The organism is Halobacterium sp. DL1, from assembly GCA_000230955.3.
Lineage (GTDB): Archaea > Halobacteriota > Halobacteria > Halobacteriales > Halobacteriaceae > Halobacterium.
This window is the reverse complement of the sequence record CP007061.1, coordinates 208,962-226,716: the sequence shown is the minus strand read 5'-3', so window position 1 is coordinate 226,716 and position 17,755 is coordinate 208,962. Positions and strand designations below refer to the sequence as shown.

Below are 17,755 nucleotides of genomic sequence, written 5' to 3'. Positions count from 1 at the left end.
AACACCCACCAAATAGAAAGTATGGAGACATTATTTCGCTAACTATTTATCCAAACCAAAACGATGAGTGGAGGCGAATTTGTTCATAAGCGCTACAATATTGCTAATACGCATCCGGTAATTATATCCAACCACTCTATTGGATAATACAAAATTCGATTCGAAGAGGGGAGAGATTTATCCAGTTTCAGTACCTCACAAAGCATCCTCGGCTAGCTGTTTCTGCGGCCTGAGTTCTGTGTCGAAGCGGTTGTACTGACGGTCTCGACGAGAGAATTACGGACGGATCGACGGAGAGCTGTCGCTGTCGGCGGCGGTCAGCCGCCGACGCGACAGCGTCGCCACTCACTCCGCTGGCTTGCTCGGTCGGTGGTTAGCGGTGGAATCGGTCGTCAGGTGGCCGATTCGCGGGGACGGCCCGACGCACCGCGAGGGCCGTCCACGCAGCTCGTCGAATCATATTGACGAACTCCTTGTACGGCCACCACCAGAGGCGACGCCCGCCTCGGCGGGGCGTCGCCACATACTCGTAGTGAAGGTACCGCCAGACGTTCTGTAAGAGGAGACTCACCACCACGTACAGCAGCCGTACCGTTGGATCTCGTGTTGTCGTTGTCGCTATCGCTTGCTCAAACAAGCGATAGCTTGACTCGATACCGAAGCGTTTCGAGTAGTGGTATCGAGCGTCCCGTGGTGAGTCGATGAACGGCACGTCAGCGGCGTAGCCGTGACGCGCCACACCGTTCTCGTCATACTTCCCATTTAGGTACGTACAGTCGATGTAGACGGGAAAATCGACGGTCCAGCTGTGACCGTCGAGTTTCCCCGTCAGATCATGCTGAATGACGCGACTCCAGCCTTCCGAGAGCTCTTGCTGAATCGCCTCACCCCACCGGATGATCGGGATCACGTACGCGTAATTGTGCGCCTGAAGCAGCGTGAGACACTTACTGTCGTAGAATCCGCGATCAAGGTAGACGGCCTTGACCCCGGCGTCAAGGCCGTCGAGGACACCGAAGAACTCAGCGAGGACACTACTTGCGGTATCGCCGTCTTTGAGACGGCGTACCGCCAGCGTGTAGCGTTTGTTCTTCACACGCGCGTAGAGTGTGGCATAGGCGTGGAACGCAGTGGTTCCACGCTTCGCTACCGAGTGATAGAGGCCGTCTGTGTCGTCTTCGTCACCGTAGTAGGGCCGCAGGTGGAGGTCTGCGCAGACCTCCACCTGTTCGGGGAGCAATTCATCGAGATCCTTTCGCAGGAGCGTGTTAGCGACTCGTTCGAGCCGTTCCGGCTCGAACTTCGTCCGAAGATGGTAGAGGACCGTGTTCCCAGCGGGTGAGTTCTGGCTCGACGCACAGAGCGTAGAGACAGAGGTCCCGTCGGCGCAAGCGCCGACGAGGACCTCATAGATGTCTTCAGCAGTGATTTCAGCGTTATTGGCTAACGAGAGCGAAACTTCCTCGTCAAGGCGGTTGACGAGAAAGTTAAGAAGCTGGTCCTCGTGGATCTCACCGTCTGCTTGTTTGGTTTTAGACACACCTTCAGCAAGCAGACGTTCTAACTAAGCGGCTTTGTGAAGTACTGAACCTGGGGAAGAAACCCGATTACTGCGCTGTTGAAACTGAATAGAGCCATGGTCCCATGTTAGTTATTTTCTATCGAGGATTTAAGTTACAAGATCGTGGATCAATATATGATGACATCACAAATTGAAGCCCAAATCCCACCACTCGTACAGATCAAGGACGCAGTCACTGCAGGATACGCTGCAAGCCTGTACATCGCCGAACGAGACAAAGGACCCCACGGAAAACGTCTCGCGGTCTTAGAGATCGATCCGGACTACCGAGTCGAGTGCGTGCTCGATCTCCAAGATTTCGGGTTCCAAGAGCAAACGATGGAAGCGATGTACACTGTGCCGATAGAGGGCACCCCGCTAATGGTTGACTTGGGAGAAATTGAGCCAGAGTCTGCACTCCGAGAGTTACTCTCGTGTCTCGATATCTGTGAGAACAGCAGAAAGGCCGAATGAGGTTTTGCGAGACTGCTACCAGAAAACGACTGGCTACTACCGTTTCAATGACTCAGGCAATTCACAGCGACTTCAGCTCTGCGCTACTCCGAACCCATTCTTCAACCTTCTTGACACCCTCCTCACGTGAAACAGGTTGCTTGACACTATCTTCAATACCTTTCCCACTCACTTCCGTCAGTTCAACTGTGGTGTAGAGGGAAATTCGCCCAAGATCCTGCGGACCGTCAGGATCGACTATCACATCGAAGCTGAACTGGGCATCATCAATCTCTACCGCATCAATTTCTTCTACAGCAGCCTCCAATTTTTCTTCCGTTGACGTGGTGTTCACGACGAACAGAAGACTGGAAAAGTCTTCATAGAGGGCGATCTGATCGGGATCTACTGCATCAACGAGCAGGTCGGTGAATTCCGTTAGCGTGACGGAATTGCGAGTGTCGTCAAGGAGATCAGTGATCAGATCATCAACCGAATCCTGATCGTTGTGACACTTCTGAAGCCGCTGAGTGGTTTCTTGTGAGAGTTCTACTTTAATTCGGTCAATGATGTTGATAATCACAACTAATCAAACTGCACACTCCCTTATAAACCGTAGCAGCGACGATACCTGCCGACGCAGAGAAATAATCGATGAGATTCAGTGTTCGTCGAGACAGCGGTGCTCTTCACGGACTTCCTCGACTGGGCGTGACTTACCAGCAACGAATTCGCCATCTTTGACGATCTGTGCATCACAGCGGTTGCATCCCACGTGGGTCGCTGCAGGCGGTCTTGAATCCCTGGGGACGTAGCTCACATTCTTATGGCTCTTGTTCGGAAACCTCACAGTTTCAAATTTTAACCATTCGTGCCAGAAATTCTTGGATCCGCACTTTGGGCAGCGATAGTCAATTTCATCTTCCCAATTAGCTGCTTTCTCCGAAATGTTACCCATTGCAAATAGAGCCGAGGCCGTTCCGTGTTTAGTGGTTGCGCGCTTACTCCGAATTGTCGGTCAATATGGAGTCACTGGATTGGATGGGGCCACTGGATCCAGTGGTTGTTGGGTGTTTTGCCGGAGGCATCATGTCTCGAACATAGCCAGACGTCTAATAGGAAAATAAATCGTTTCGGTGCTAGCATCAAATCAGCCACTGGCTCCGCTTCCAGTGACTGCGTGTGGCCCCGCTGCAGTTAGCTCTTAGTCAACATAGCCAATCCGATCAGTGCCAGAAATGGGAGATGGAGTTAAGATACACAATACCCGTGAGCAAGTCTAATGCTCGTCAAGACAGTGGTGATCGGCACGAATCTCCTCAACAGATGGCGACGTGTCGACTAAGAGCTTACCGTTATCGACCAGTTGCTTGTTACAACGCTCACAAGCGGCATTGAGGACCTTGGACTTTCCTATCGGAGGTGTGTCCGTGTCTTGCGTTTTATGAATCGCTGTTGCGGGGCTCTGATCAGGGTATCGCACTTTTTCCATCGTCGATAGTTCCTGCCAGAATGCCTGTGAACCACACTTCGGGCAACTGTAGTTGATCGCGTCAGCCCACTCTGTCGCTGGGTCGTGAAGACCAGTCATTACGAATCGAACAAAGACCGTTCCGTGTTTAGTGGTTGCGCGCTTACACCTGCGATCTATCCGGAATCACTGGATCCAGTGGTTATTGGATATTTGACAAAGAATGTCATACCAAATGTATAATCAAACATCTAATAGGTGAAGTGTTCTATGTCGGTACCAGTATCAAAATCAGTTACTGGCTCTGGTTCCAGCGACTCGGGATGTCGATCGAAAGTACGATACTGACGCCATCATCGGATTCAACAAAATAAACTACGGTAAATAAGGCCAGAAATATGGCATCAAACTTTCATTGAGATTCAGCAATGATCTCGCGGATTATTTCTCGTGCTTCATCCTCTGATAGCCCTTCAAGTTGTACGTTCGTCAGTGCATGGTTGAACCGTCGCGTCGTCTCATCTATGACACGTGACGGCTCATCTGCGAGTTCGTCACACATAACTTGAACCGCAGGTTGATAGCGTGCGAACCAGCGGTCAAATACCTTGTTAACCATTGTCTGGTTGGCGAAGACTGCGTCAGTCGTGGAATAATCGTCGCCACGGGACGTAAGCTCCGAAATCCACCAGAGTCGGTGGATAGCGTTTGAGTACAAGTCGGAGCCTGCGCCGAGGAATTTCTCCCTCATCGCCTCCTCAGAGCGATACTCCCACCGGTGCCGAACGAGATCAGGATACCGGACCACTGCAAGCCAGTGCCAGAGCCCCGGATCCCCGGCAGTTCGTCTTGTAATGTTGAGGCCATGGTGAATGTCTTCAGCGAGTGCACCATCTATAGCTGTGTCGTACTCTGAGTACTCCTGAAGCACCTGTTGCACCGCTGAATCGATCCTGTTGAGGTCGGCCTTCGGATGGCCTGGTATGGGCTCTACGTACTCCTTCAGCTGTTCATCGGTGAGTGCCGCCTCGCCTTGCATAAACGATTGACCAACAAGACGGCGTCCGTCTTCAGTCAGTCGATGTAATTCTGTCTCGGTCATGTTAGATCTGGAGGCCCTCCTCCATAAGGTGGATCAGCTGTTCTCGGGGATTTATATACTCTTGAAGTTCACTATCGATCCGCTGTATCACGTGGGGTAGGGTCTGTGGATCAGAGAGATCGTCCCTGAGACGGTGAGTTGCTTCTGATACGTCGTTAGTATCGTAGAGGTTACGAGCGAACGTCTGGAGTACCATTTCCTGCCATTCGTGTTCAACGTCGCCCTCTGGGCCCACAGCACTTCCAGCTTGAACGAGCAGTTGTACCCACACACCGTAGCTCGTTTGGTCAAGTATCACGTCACGCATCCGAGCCTCAGCCCCGACAGATCCTCTACTCTGTAGTACCTCGGCAATACGGGGATGGTCAGAGTTGATCCACAATTTAGGACGACTCTCGTTCCGGAAGTCAAGATAGTAGAGCTTATTCCCATCTGGGAGGTGAGCGTTTTGTGAAAAGCGTACTCGCTCACCGTCGATGGCGGCTCGTTCTTCATCTTCGGAGCGATCGACGACAACGTAGTACAGCGTCCCACTGGCGACCCGGAAGTTCTTCTGATCGGCGTAATCGCTCGGTTCTTCTCTCGGATGAGACTCTGTGCGAACAAGGTACGGACGCAGTTCGACAGTCCCTCGGACAGTACTTTTTGGAACTTCCAGCCTAACGTCGTATTCACCGGATGTTGTAGGTGCTCCGGAGATGACGATCCGATCGCGGTAGATCGTCTCGTGACAGCGAATGGTGACGTAGAGCTTGGCCGGGGGCTGTGCTTGTTCATCCTGTGGGAAGACGGCTTGGACTGTCTCCTCAGGTAGGCGCAGTTTTCCGTGGAGAGTAATGGTGTTCCAGTCCGGCTCATCACTACTGTCGGACGACGATACTTTTGATGCGAAGTTTATCTCTGTCTGTGCCGGGTTCAGTTCAAGTGCTCTTTGATTGCCGTCGTCAACGGTGAACGAGTTCAGTTCAAAGTCTATTCCCTTATCTCGGTAGCTGAACGGAAGTGTCGTAGTACGGTGTCGCTGCGAGTGCCTGGTCATGCTTTATTCTCCTCGGGTGTCTGTAACTCTGCGAGTATCTCCAGTTGGGTCGCGCCGACGTCGCCGTGCACTAAGTCAGCGGCTTCATCGGAATGAGAACGACCAGAGAAAGATACTTCATGGACAGATTCATCGGCGACAAGACGAGCACATCCATCATCGTATGAAACGGTTACACCGGATTGTTCGATCTCAACGTGATCGATAGGAATGTCATCATAACGGGATCCGTCCTCGCCAACACCGGTGAGTGAGATGTCAGCACTCCATCCGTTAAACTCCTCTGACAGTACTTTAATTCGACCAGAGATCATCCATGCGTCACCATCAAAGCGAGACGAGCTGTCGATCTCGAAGGCAGGCTTAACAGGCGATGTCGTGGATCGGGGGTTCCCACTCCCGTGGATCGGGAACCGGTTCAGAACGTTGTCGGAGAGGGAATCACTGTTGCTACCCTTCGAGATCAAGTGACGAAGACCGTCACGGAGCGTTCCGAACATATCGTCGAGTGCCGTCCGGAAGCCACGTTGATACTGTTCACGGAGGTTCTCGGTAGACTCCCATTCGTCATGCTCGGGTGGTTCAGCGAACCGAAGGAACCGGTCGATTTCTCGGTCACTCTCGGACGGTGTCCCTTCCAACCGTGCTTCACCAGCAGCCAACACGCCGAAGAAGTTTCGGTCGCCGTAGGCGACACGGCTCTGGTCGTAATACTTGACCACCATCCCTGCCCCACGGAACAGCGCGACGTTATTCAGGTACGAATCGTCGTCTGCGGGGGATGCGAGACGAGCCGACAACCGTACTGAGCCGTCGGGAGTCTCATCTCCATCGGCACGAGGCGGGATCTTTACCGGGATGTCAAGTCCAGCAACGTCTCCGGGATCTACCAGAGTCTGAGCATCCGTAGTTCTCTCGTCGTAAGCCTCCACGAACGGTCGGATCGCTGGGACGCTCTCGACATCGGCCATCAGTGTCTCGTCTGGCGTTTCGACTGTAATTTCGAGGTCACCTCGATAGATCGCTGGCCAGAAGTATTTGACAGAGGCGTCCACAAACTCCTGTGCGAGGTCTTCGACATCCGGTCGCTCGTCTCGTGTCGGATCTTGGAACTCGACGACCATGGCGCTCGTTCCGCTAACAGCAGGCCGTTCCACGTACAACTGTTCTGCTAGCCGTGACGCATTCTCTCCCCAGAGGGACTCCGGGCGGGGGCCATCGTCCGTTTCGATAGTCTGGCAGAGCCACCCCGCACCTTGGTACGTCGTATTGTCTTCCGGGAGTTGATGTGTAGGGAACTTAGAGCGAGCGATAAGTCGCGGGGAATCGTCCTTACGCACACCATGTGCGAGGTGCGAATTGAAGACAACCGTCGAAGCACCCGAGAACGTCCAAAGTACGGACTTACCAAGGCCGTACGAGCCACCGGCGGTATCGTCTTGCTTGCTGCTGTAGAGTTCGTCGCGAACGAGCGCAGCGTAGTTTGAGTCTTCGTCCCAGCTTCCGGTCAAGCCAGTTGTGTTCCTGTCTTCCACGACGAGGAGACGGAGTTCGGTATCAGGATCGCGGGCTCGTTCAACGACCCGTTCATAGCGACGGCCATTATGTGTGTCTGCAACCGCCCGCATCCGTTCATTGAGTCCATCGTCCCAACCGAGTCCGTCAAGGAACTCCTCTTTCTCATTACCCGTGAGCGTGACGAAACGGAATGTCACTTCGACGGGATCGTCGTTCGGGAGGCCCTGATCGTTCGCGTTTTGGAGGACCTCACGAACAAACGCCTCGGAGTCATGGTCAACGGCGTGTTTGGTTGGGTCGTCGCCGTAACGTGGCGCTCCTGGTCCACCACTGAAAAAGAACCAATTGACCGCTTCGTTGATTTGTATTTGCTCCTGATCCATGTGAGAAACCGGTATGTTCGTACGGGACTATCACCACCAAGTTAGTATTACTGTTACGCGTCGATGAAGGCTGGTCAGTCAGAACGGGCAGAGGTTCTGATCAGGGGACACTATCGCTTCTTCGCACAGTGGGAAGAAGTCAGAATGGGAACGTTGCCGAACGCTTATGTGACGATGCGCTGGAAAGTGCGTTATGAAGGTAGCTGCAGTGGATCTGTTCTGCGGGGCTGGCGGACTCAGTTATGGCCTCCAACAATCTGGCGTCTCGGTCGTTGCTGGGATCGATAAGGATCCGGACTGTAAGTATCCATACGAACAGAATATTGACGGACAATATATTAAATCAGACATCCACGCGTTGGCAAAAGATCCCGAACCAATCGCACAGATGTACCCGTGGGATGCGGATCTGAAGGTCCTTGCGGCATGCGCGCCTTGTCAACCCTACTCCACAATGGGACACTCAAAGGGCAAAAATCGTGAAGATCATCAAAAGTGGGGTCTACTAAATGAAGTGTCCCGGATCGTAGAGTACGTTAAACCGGACGTGGTGGTAACCGAAAACGTACTCCAAGTGAAACAAGAAGACGGCGTCTACGACGCGTTCATAGAGAGCCTTGAATCACAAGGCTACCACGTCAACAGTGACGATAACAAGAACGTCTATTGTCCAGAATACGGCATTCCACAGAAGCGGAAGCGATGGGTGGTTATGGCGTCCAAGCGGGGACCTATCTCTCTTCCCAACCCTCCCATTCAGAATGAAGACGACTATCCGACGGTTGAAGACACGATTGATCATCTGCCACCAATCGAAGCAGGGGAAGACAGTGACGAGAACGACGTGCATAGAGCACGTTCTCTCTCGGAAAAGAACTTGGAACGTATCGATAACATGAAACCCGGTGGAGATTGGACACTCTGGGAAGAGGAAGATCTTAACCATCTCCTTGCAGACTGCCATCGGAAGGCGAGTGGACGCTCATACAAAGCACCTTACAGCCGGATGCGGCCCGATGAACCTGCTCCGACGATAACGACGCAATTCTACAATTACGGCAGTGGTCGCTTTGGACATTACGACACAGGCCAGAATCGAGCACTCTCGATTCTTGAGGGGGCACTGCTTCAGACGTTCCCGGAAGACTATGACTTCTACGATGACTGGGAAGACGTCGGTGTGTCAAATCTAGGCCGACTGATCGGTAACGCAGTCCCCCCAAAGCTCGGTGAATACATGGGCCAGGCAATCCTTTCGCACGTCGGTGCGACAGCGCAGTCTGTTGAAGCTACTGTCGCTGACGATTGAGAGAGAACTGATGTCATCTGAAGCGGAGCGCCGATTTCAGACGAACCCGCTCAAATGGGGAAAGAAAGCTGCCACGAGTACCCAATCAAACTACTAAGTAATTAGAACTCGTCCATGAGTTCTTCTCTGGATTTCGTAGATTATACAAAACTGCGTGTGATCTGTGCCGCGTCTAAACAAGACTGAGAGGATGTATTCAACGAACAGCTATCGTTTTATTCAACCAGATTGTCGTAGAGCCAAAATAATCGAATGACACACTGTGTGATGTCCTATCGTTTATCTGACTTCTGTAACTGCGTCACTCGTCATTATTATCTTCGGGTCCTTCTTCATTGAATTTCGCTATAAGCGAACTGAGTTCAATTGTGTGTAGAGGGACATCTCCTTTGGAGACTAACTGTGCAATGTGCGTCACACCCGCGTACAATCTATCTTCCTGAGACGTTGGCTGTCGGAATGTTATTTCGTCACCTCCCCACTCCTTAGATGCATCTATTGAGTTATCATTATCAGACTGCCCACCTAAGTTCCAGCAGACAAGAAGATCCATTTCGCTCCACTTCCGCGTTTCATTCACTACATGCTTAATAATGTCTACTCCCTCACGTTTGAATTCGACAGTTATATTCTTTTCAGATCCTGAAGGATCAGATGATCCAGGGAGAACATCTCGAAGACCACTGGGTACCTTGTCTGGATTATATTTCAAGAAACCATCATAATCGTCCAAAGTACTGAGATAGTACGGCTCGTAACATTCTAACAGCCCCATCCCGACTAGTTGATTGAAGACTGCGATTGAGTCCTGTTCTTCACCTGGTTCTTTCACCTGTGGCAGTTCCCCGTAATTTCCGACTTCTCTCGGTGAGAGATCATCTTTATTTATTGCTTTTTCAACAGGCTCAACGTCGTCAAACGACCCGCCATCGCTCGGCGTAGGACGTAGGAATGTTTTGCCTTTCGTCACTGTCGCTTTGTGTAAGAATTGTTCAGTTTGGCTGACAACCGCATGCACCTCCGGAGAGAAGTCCTCTCGACCAGTGTCTGGGCTCTCGCCCAAGAAGTGATATATGAACCATAGTCTGGTTTCACGAGGAGCACTGAAAGAAAGGTTCACAGGGCGGTATCAGGTGGATATCATGCCGTCCGTGCCGATCCTTACTCCTGGGCTGTGAAACTTTCTAGTCCCCCTCACATCCCACCGTTTCTTTAGTTCGTTTCTATATTCGTTAGAATAGGTGTACAATACGTACACGGTGAGAGAACGTTCCTTAATGAACTCCTCCATTTCGTCAACATCACTGAACTCTTCGGTCAGATGATCTTCTTGAAATCGTCCGGCAATGTCGTCTGCATCAAACCAATTGTAGACTCCGTGGTACCTGTTCTGGTCTTCAGGAAGGACTCCACCAACCGCATTCTCAGCATCTTCGTCATAATTATACTCCCCTATATCGACAGTCTCCAGTTCTGATTCGCCATCCCCGAGATCAACATTAATTTTCTGATGGGGATACCTGTACTGGTCATCCACATCAAAGGGACTCTCATCGTTTGAGGGGTAGTCTAATTTTACGTTCACCGGGACATGGTTCTCACTGACTGGTGGTAGTACACCGATTGCCGTCTGTGTCTCCAGAATCGTCTTGGTCATTTCTGCTGTGTTGAACGCTCGTGAGAGGACACTGGGATTCGACAGCTCGTCAGTGTGGATCTCAATTCGTGTCCCACGCCGTCCATCTATCTGCAGATCGCTAGGATCGCAATGGTTCGCCTCCGCTTGTGGCCGTGAGTCGGCGTCGTACTCATCACTCTCGGCCCACGTCCGACTGTCCTTGAGAACCACCCGGTAGGCGTCGTCGTTAAGGACAGATTCTACCTCAAAGTGGTTGAATCCATATGCCAAGAATGTGAGTCCGACGCCCTTGTGTCCGCGCACTTTTCCCTGTTCAAAAAGTTCTTCTTTATTTGTTACTTCCGGGGCGATGTATTGTTTCAGTTCCTCGTATGGGAATCCTCGTCCGTTGTCCTCGACGGCGATTACGTTTTCTTCAGTATCGATTGTAACTGTTAGTTTGGGCTCTTCATCATCGTCATACAATCCGCTATCGTCTGCTCTTACGATGGCGTCCATGGCATTTTGAACCGGCTCGGCCAGAACGTCCACGGCGTTACGATAGTCACTAAGAACGTTGTTTATTCTCTTTTTTATTGTTCGGAATTTCAACTCTTCATTATCCGCCGAATTATCTGCAGTTTCGAGTGGATCAAACGTCTCCTCATTGGGCATACTTCAGGAGTCCTTCGAGTCGACTTATCTCTTTTTATAGAATACCATATAACTTAGAAATCACGCGATACCGGCACCTATCTACGGCTGACCCCGCATCTGTACCTGTCGTCAATTTCAATCACCAAGATGCACTATTTGTATAGCACAACTACTCAAGCTCATCACCATGCGAGAAATTTCTTATGCAGCTGCGTGAATTGGACTACGCTTGAGTACCGTTTTCAGATAGAGACTTTTAATTGGGTCACCGTCTAAGCGCACAACAGTGACACTCTACATCTACACAGACTCTACACGGGTGTTCTCTACAGGGGGTTCTCTTAGCAGCCTCCAAAGCGTTGAACATCGGTTAGGTGATTCCGAATGACTTCAAACGGGGACACCATGCCCGAAGAACCACTTATTCTCCACTGTTTTGCGGATTACGGGACAGAATCAGAGGTACTCAGCGACTTTGGGAACGTAATTCGTGTCGGGATTGACCCCAAGGACACGAACGAGAGTACGCCAATCAAAGCAGACGCCCACATTAAGGAGAAGAAGTGGGATTTCCCGATTAAGGACGACGTCACGTTCGATCTCGGACTGTTTCACCCAGTCTGCTCGCGGTGGGCTGCGACGACAAGTATCTCGGGAGATCCCGACGAGCACGAGAACATGATCCCTAGTGCACGGGTGCTTGCAGAGAATTACTGTGATCACCACATCATCGAAAACGTTCCGCGTGCGCCGCTCGATGATCCCGTCGTATTGAATGGACGGATGTTCGGTATGCCGATTGAGTACGAGCGTGCGTTCGAGACTTCGTTTAAGGTTCCACAGCCTCCCCGGGAGAAGCGGTTCTTGACGACAGATGGACCGTCGGATAAAACGGAAACTTCGTCTTTCTTCTTCTCCGAACGGTCCAAAGAATGGTGGGCGGCGGTGAAAAACTATCCACCGAGGCCATATCCGAAGAGTCACATAGCGAAGAACGCGATTCCAGCGCCGTTCATCTACTACCTGGTTCGACTATGGTTGATGGTGTACGAGGACGAACAAGGAATCTCAGAGGGTCGAGTGGACTACTCCAACTACGATGAGCGGATGGATACTAAACGCAAAAGCGACGACAACCGCCAGTTGGACGAGTTTCGATGAGCGACAAAACAAACATCCGATGCGAACAAGTGGCTCGCAGGCAGTAAGGAGTACAGTTTGATGGGTGAGAACAAGTGTCAGGTATATCTCGATCGGGAGTCGGACACGTCGTACGTCGGGGACCCGTTCGTCGGTGTGCCTGTCTCCCGCGACATCGTCAAAGCTGTCGCTACTCAGTATCACATAGAGGCCGGTTTGCTCGCCAGAGGTCTGCGAGAAGTACGAAGTACCTCTGTGATTAACGTTGAAACACTCTTCACGGGTTTTGATCCCCTTCCCGTCTCTCGGAGTGATGACGGACTGTTGTACGTGCTAGCCGATGCAGACGGGTGTTGGGACACGGTGGCCGGTCAAATCGGACTCACAGAGGACGGTCGTGACGCCATAGCGACCGCTCATGACCGGCAGGTCAGAAAAGTGGCTGGCGACAGAGAAACAACAGGCAGTGGTGGGTTCGTCGTTTCGTGTTCAGAGTTTCCTCCAGACGCCATTGACGATATTGTAGCGGTGGTTGAAAAGACCAGACTGACGAATCGACAGGCGACGATATGGATTCTCTCACAGTACGTCCCAGGTAGTGACGCGATCGCCCGAATACTCTCGGTCCCCGAGTCAATCGTGCAGTCGGAACTCGCTATCGTTGACCGGACTACCCGGCGGAGCGCAACAGAGACACGAACTCTTGATGTCCCTGGACCACTCACTCGCCTCGATCCGGAACCTCAGTCCCCGACGTGGATGGGCCTTGATTGGTCGAGTTGGTTTGACCTTCGAAACGAGAAAATACTTCGTGAAGAACTGCCACGCCGCCCAGGCCTCTACCGAGTTCGACATTCAGAATTTCCGGGTTTGATGTATGTCGGGGAGTCGGGATCGAAGGGAGGCGTTCGACAGCGAGTAGGACTCGGCCTATCTGCTGGGATGAACGAATCGGATCGACAGAAGGAGAACAAACATGGTGCGGCACGCCCTCTTCAACAAATTACTGAGATCACTGGGGGTGACATGGAGGTTTCTGTCACGACTCCTCCAATATCGTCGAATCGAAGACATCGCCGCGCAATAGAGGCGACGCTGGTCGCGGTCTGTCGGCGAGAGATCGGCTGGACTCCCATGGTCCAACTGAACCGAGAGCCTACCGAGCATGTGAGTAATCACTACCGCGAGTTGCATCAAGAATTAACTGGCATCGCAGAACGACTTTCGTATACTGTACCGTCATGGCAGCCCTGGCGTGATGTGACCGCTCCGAACTGGTTGGGACTTGACTGGACTGAGGCCCGTCCGCTTTCTGAGCGAGACATGATCGACAGTAGCGGGGTACATGCGTTTCGGCTGTGGTGGGAGGATCAATCGGGAGAACGATGGTGTCAAACGATCCAAGAGATGGGCACAACTGGATCGATCTCCAGTCGGCTGTTTAATCTGCAGAACAAGTATGGCGATAACGTACGTTTCTCTGTTGTCGCCCTTGACGGACTGAGTATTGATACACAACGTCGGTCGCGTGAGCTGAGTGACGTCCGCCATGACCTCATCGGTGCACACTACTTGGCGACTGGCATCCCCCCAAAGGCACAGTTCTGATCTCAATTACGGGGTATCTCGTCAGCATATCGCACAGATTTATGTCGGCTGGGGAGCGTGGTAGCAAATATGAATTGTATCGCACACTTCTTCGATATTCATCGGGCCACATTCGTCAACGCCGGTGAGGTGTCGTGATGAGCGGTCAGTGGGGATTCACCACATCTCGACCGACTGATGCTCGATACGGTGACGATGTCGCAAAGTACGCGATGTCGCACGGTGAACCGGGGCTGAAAACGTTTGTTCGAGAGGTGTTACAGAACTCGAACGACGCACGGTTGGACAATGATCAACCGGCACGGGTTACATTCAAACTAGAATCCTTACAGGGCGATGAGGCAATTGAGTACCTCAGAGCACTTGATATTGAAACATGGTCCGAGCACGCTAATTTGGCGACAAATACAGAGAGTGGCAAGCATATCGCTGAGGCGATTAAGCGCATAAAAAACGACGAGCAGATCCGTGTTCTGACTATTGAGGACGAGAACACGGAGGGCCTACTCGGTGAAGAGAACGCTGACGAATCAAACTTCACTGCTCTGGTCCGGGACGTTCTATTCAGTAGCAAGTCGGGCGATACCGCTGGGGGGAGTTATGGTCTGGGGAAGGCTGTCCTCTGGCTGTACTCGGGCCTATCACTCGTCATGTTCAATTCGTCGCTGAGTGAGCCTGACCCGAAGGACCAGTCCCCACGATTGATCGGTCGAACACGCTTGCCGACGCACAAGTCGGAGGATGGAGATACGGTCTACCAAGGGCACGGTTGGTATGGTGGTCTAAACGGTGATGAAGAGGGCGCGAGGCCGGAGTCTATCTGGGGAGAAAAAGCTGAATCAATAGCGGACGACCTCCAATTGAGTCGTCCGGACGTACCGGGAACGAGTATCCAAGTTGTTGACTTCCGCGTACCTACGGCGGAAGAGCGGCTGAACGACGAAGAGTTAGCGGACCAGATCACGGAGATGGCAATCGAATGGTTCTGGCCTGCGATTTATCGTGGTGATCTGGAGGTAGCGGTCGAAGTGGAAGGTGAGACGAAACAAGCAAGTATCGACGAATATCCACAGTACAAGCCCTTCACGAGCTGTCTGGACGACCGTGATGACTCGGTTAGTCAGCTGGACGAACCTGGAAATGTCGCTCAAAAAACAATATCACTTAACGTCCCGAAAAAGAGTGACGGCAGGGGCGGTGCAGACGGCCAACTTGACTTGTTAGTTCGGTACGCGGAATCCGGCGAGTATCAGCATCGGAACGAGGTGGCGTTCGTCCGGGGTGCAGGAATGGTTGTTGAGTATTACGACCGAGATCGAGTTGTCGTCGGAAATCAAGACTTTCACGCTGTCCTCCTCGGTGGACGTGCTCGACCATGGGGAACTGATGAAAGTCCACAAGAGGTAGACACTATCTTAGAGGAATTCTTGACCGCTGCAGAGCCACCCCAGCATGATGAATGGGTGCGAACCGAGACACTGGCAAACACCTACTCTCGGGGGTTTCGGACCGCAGTAGAGGGTATCAAGTCAGACGTGACCGAGACGTTACGTAGACTCGTCGCACCCGACGTTGACCGAGGCACGACTGGCCCTCAACGTCTGGGAAAACGGTTTAAGATCGGAAACGAATCACGAAGTGGTCGTTCTGATCGTGAGTCACCCAGTAGTCAGCGTGTCACCGGAAACACGAATATATCGTTTGATGAGGTGTACACACACTGGTCGTTCAACGGCGAGGTAGAGCCTTTGAGCGACCGTAACGAGGTGCGAGCCGTCACCGTCTCACTGATCCGAATGGCAGAGGAGAGAGCGACGTCGGATCGTCTTCCCGTACAGAATATCTCATCTGATACGGCTGGAGTCTCAATATCGCTTCCAAAACAGAAAGGAGTCCAAGTGGGACGGCTGGAGCCAGCTCCGGGTACATCAAAGATCTCCTTTGAGGGTGTCTCAACAGAAGACTACAGACAAGTTGAAACCCGATTGAAAGTATCGGTTGATGTGGCAGAACGGAGGGAGGAATAATGGCGGCTGTCAACGAAGATGTCGAAGGAGCAGAATCGGATGAAGAGGGAGAAGATGACATCCAAACAGGTAGCTTAGTCAGCCAGTCCCTTCCACACAAGTACCAAGAAGACGCGCTTGAATTTGATGTCGAATCTTTCCGTCTAGATGGGGTTCCTCTCGGAGATAGAGGAGACCTCGACGAGGATGACCAGTTTCTGTCGCTGGTGGATCATGATAACTGGAAGACTCTGGAGTTAGAAGGTACAGTCACTGTTGATCAGGATACTGTTGAGGAGGTCTTCCCGTTTGACGAGTGGGAAGAGACGCCGGGTCGTCTTGCACTGGTGAAGGAGAACCCCCTCGCAATAAGACGAGACCGACAGATACTCGCCGACTCTCCCTTGGATCATGGGAGCTACGAATTTACTCTGGGCATTAATCGTGATGATCACCGTGGGCGAGTGAAGATTAAGCCGTTCCTCACCAGAACCAAGAAAGGCGGCTCTAGTGGGTCGAAACACGCGTCCAAGATTGGTGCACGAGTCGTTGACGGCCTCTCGTGGGTCATTCAACTTGACGAGAGAGAGGACGGTGGAAGTCTTCTCATGCCGATCATAGAGGAGTTCAGCGACTACGACCGCTTCCCTAACGAGAATCATATTCATTATCTCAGCTTAGAGCGACCTCGAAACCCGCAACTCTACCTGAACAGAGAACACCCACAGGTAGTTGAGGTTCTGAACAACACGGGATACACGGGGGGACCACCACGACTGCGAGACGTACTTTACGACTACATTGAACACTCTGTCTGGACGCAGCTACTGATGCAGACTGCACGCGACACAAGTCCCGACACAGGCGAACCAGAGTACGGCTGGCAGGAAGATGTATTAGATTTGTTCTTGGACGATTTGTATCCTGATCTCGGCTCCGACGAGGCGGCAATTCGACTTGCCGAAGACGTTCGAAGCCACGCTGATATTCCAGACCTTGTCCAACAGATTGAGCGTGCGGTGCATCAGAAGTACGACGTTCCGTCCGACACAACGAACCTCATCGAGGAGGCGATTCAAAGTGACAACTGAAATTCACCACCTACAGAGTGCAGCCCACCCAATAATTGATAATCGCTTCCTTGCTGGCGATCGGGTGCTCACAGAGGATGATCTCCGTCCGTACCTACAGCCACTGGGCCGTTCTATTGACCTGAGTCCGATAGATGAGCGAATTAAGGAGATCCGTGCGGATGACGATATTGAACCTCAGGACTCACTCATAGACGCCGAGCTAGCTCCGACACTCCACCGTACACTTGATTTGACACGCTATGAGGCGGCGGATGCTGGGCTATGGCACTACCTCTGTATCGTTCGGTTTCCGGAGTTCGTCCACTACCGGTGGGACCACGTCTTTGATCCGGAGAGTCCAGGAAACATGGAGGAAAAGTTCTTGAAGGCCGGAACCGACGCCTACTCTAACGCACTTCACCGGATCTGGTGGGGCGCTGAACTCACCTATGAGGAAGGTGACTCAGGGAAGGTTGAGGATCGGGACTACAGTAGAACGAAGCGAGTCCTCGGTTTCCAAGAACTCGCCAACGACATTCTGGACCACGATTTCGCACGTTACGTTCCTGTTACGCACGCCTGCGGTGATCTCCTTTGTCACGACGCACTGGACAAAATTAAGGAAGGGGGAACGTACGCCGATCCCCCGTCAAATAGTAACATTGTAAGTCGAACAACGACATTACTCCGAGAGGAACTGACAGTTAGACGGGTTGAGATGATGGAGAAAGACGACATCATTGAGACGATAGAAAATCTTCGCAGCGAGGTGATGCGCCGAGAAGCTGGATGGTCATAGGGTCTGAGTTATCTATGA

General features: G+C 52.0%; 13 protein-coding genes. 6 read left to right on the top strand and 7 right to left on the bottom strand.

Features of this window, described 5'->3' with window-relative positions; translation table 11 throughout:
• Window positions 1–373: 373 nt before the first annotated feature.
• Window positions 374–1,540, bottom strand: a complete 1,167-nt coding sequence (locus HALDL1_01070; protein AHG05594.1) for a transposase ISH3 — start codon at window positions 1,538–1,540, stop codon at window positions 374–376.
• Between the two features lie 156 nt (window positions 1,541–1,696).
• On the opposite strand from HALDL1_01070, the gene HALDL1_01065 reads away from it, so the two are divergent.
• Complete coding sequence (locus HALDL1_01065; protein AHG05593.1) at window positions 1,697–2,035, top strand: hypothetical protein; 339 nt, start codon at window positions 1,697–1,699, stop codon at window positions 2,033–2,035.
• Window positions 2,036–2,096: 61 nt separating this feature from the next.
• On the opposite strand, the gene HALDL1_01060 is transcribed toward HALDL1_01065, so the two are convergent.
• Together HALDL1_01060 and HALDL1_01055 are read right to left on the bottom strand one after the other, a co-directional pair.
• Complete coding sequence (locus tag HALDL1_01060) at window positions 2,097–2,597, bottom strand: hypothetical protein (protein AHG05592.1); 501 nt, start codon at window positions 2,595–2,597, stop codon at window positions 2,097–2,099.
• A 1,300-nt stretch (window positions 2,598–3,897) separates the two neighbouring features.
• Window positions 3,898–4,587 carry a hypothetical protein gene (locus tag HALDL1_01055; protein AHG05591.1) on the bottom strand — a complete coding sequence of 230 codons (690 nt, stop codon included), beginning with the start codon at window positions 4,585–4,587 and terminating at the stop codon, window positions 3,898–3,900.
• On the opposite strand from HALDL1_01055, the gene HALDL1_01050 reads away from it, so the two are divergent.
• A complete protein-coding gene (locus HALDL1_01050) occupies window positions 4,586–4,687 on the top strand; it encodes a hypothetical protein (protein ID AHG05714.1) in 102 nt (33 codons plus the stop codon). The genes HALDL1_01055 and HALDL1_01050 overlap by 2 nt on opposite strands.
• 935 nt (window positions 4,688–5,622) lie before the next feature.
• Here the strand turns inward: HALDL1_01050 and HALDL1_01045 are convergent.
• The 3 genes from HALDL1_01045 to HALDL1_01035 form a co-directional block, all read right to left on the bottom strand.
• Window positions 5,623–7,527 (bottom strand): hypothetical protein, encoded by a 1,905-nt coding sequence (locus HALDL1_01045; protein AHG05590.1) that lies wholly within the window; start codon window positions 7,525–7,527, stop codon window positions 5,623–5,625.
• A 622-nt stretch (window positions 7,528–8,149) separates the two neighbouring features.
• Window positions 8,150–8,491: a hypothetical protein gene (locus tag HALDL1_01040; GenBank protein AHG05713.1), complete on the bottom strand. Its 342-nt coding sequence runs from the start codon at window positions 8,489–8,491 to the stop codon at window positions 8,150–8,152.
• Between the two features lie 1,474 nt (window positions 8,492–9,965).
• Window positions 9,966–10,973, bottom strand: a complete 1,008-nt coding sequence (locus HALDL1_01035; protein AHG05712.1) for a hypothetical protein — start codon at window positions 10,971–10,973, stop codon at window positions 9,966–9,968.
• Window positions 10,974–11,516: 543 nt separating this feature from the next.
• On the opposite strand from HALDL1_01035, the gene HALDL1_01030 reads away from it, so the two are divergent.
• A complete protein-coding gene (locus tag HALDL1_01030) occupies window positions 11,517–12,272 on the top strand; it encodes a hypothetical protein (protein AHG05589.1) in 756 nt (251 codons plus the stop codon).
• Window positions 12,273–14,806: 2,534 nt separating this feature from the next.
• Here the strand turns inward: HALDL1_01030 and HALDL1_01025 are convergent.
• The gene (locus HALDL1_01025; GenBank protein ID AHG05711.1) at window positions 14,807–15,010 is read right to left on the bottom strand and encodes a hypothetical protein; all 204 of its coding nucleotides are present in this window, start codon (window positions 15,008–15,010) and stop codon (window positions 14,807–14,809) included.
• Between the two features lie 130 nt (window positions 15,011–15,140).
• Here HALDL1_01025 and HALDL1_01020 point away from each other — a divergent pair, with 130 nt between their 5' ends.
• From HALDL1_01020 to HALDL1_01010, 3 genes are all read left to right on the top strand, one after another.
• Window positions 15,141–15,266, top strand: a complete 126-nt coding sequence (locus HALDL1_01020) for a hypothetical protein (GenBank protein AHG05710.1) — start codon at window positions 15,141–15,143, stop codon at window positions 15,264–15,266.
• Between the two features lie 619 nt (window positions 15,267–15,885).
• A complete protein-coding gene (locus HALDL1_01015) occupies window positions 15,886–16,956 on the top strand; it encodes a hypothetical protein (GenBank protein AHG05709.1) in 1,071 nt (356 codons plus the stop codon).
• Window positions 16,946–17,737: a hypothetical protein gene (locus HALDL1_01010; GenBank protein AHG05588.1), complete on the top strand. Its 792-nt coding sequence runs from the start codon at window positions 16,946–16,948 to the stop codon at window positions 17,735–17,737. Before HALDL1_01015 ends, HALDL1_01010 begins: the two co-directional genes overlap by 11 nt.
• Window positions 17,738–17,755 lie beyond the last annotated feature (18 nt).

What these genes read in the sequence shown, in the direction of transcription:
- HALDL1_01030 (AHG05589.1), top strand. Translation starts at nt 11,517, where the DNA reads ATGCCCGAAGAACCACTTATTCTCCACTGTTTTGCGGATTACGGGACA.
- HALDL1_01065 (AHG05593.1), top strand. Translation starts at nt 1,697, where the DNA reads ATGATGACATCACAAATTGAAGCCCAAATCCCACCACTCGTACAGATC.
- HALDL1_01040 (AHG05713.1), bottom strand. Translation starts at nt 8,491, where the DNA reads ATGGCAGTCTGCAAGGAGATGGTTAAGATCTTCCTCTTCCCAGAGTGT.
- HALDL1_01055 (AHG05591.1), bottom strand. Translation starts at nt 4,587, where the DNA reads ATGACCGAGACAGAATTACATCGACTGACTGAAGACGGACGCCGTCTT.
- HALDL1_01035 (AHG05712.1), bottom strand. Translation starts at nt 10,973, where the DNA reads ATGGACGCCATCGTAAGAGCAGACGATAGCGGATTGTATGACGATGAT.
- HALDL1_01015 (AHG05709.1), top strand. Translation starts at nt 15,886, where the DNA reads ATGGCGGCTGTCAACGAAGATGTCGAAGGAGCAGAATCGGATGAAGAG.
- HALDL1_01050 (AHG05714.1), top strand. Translation starts at nt 4,586, where the DNA reads ATGTTAGATCTGGAGGCCCTCCTCCATAAGGTGGATCAGCTGTTCTCG.
- HALDL1_01045 (AHG05590.1), bottom strand. Translation starts at nt 7,527, where the DNA reads ATGGATCAGGAGCAAATACAAATCAACGAAGCGGTCAATTGGTTCTTT.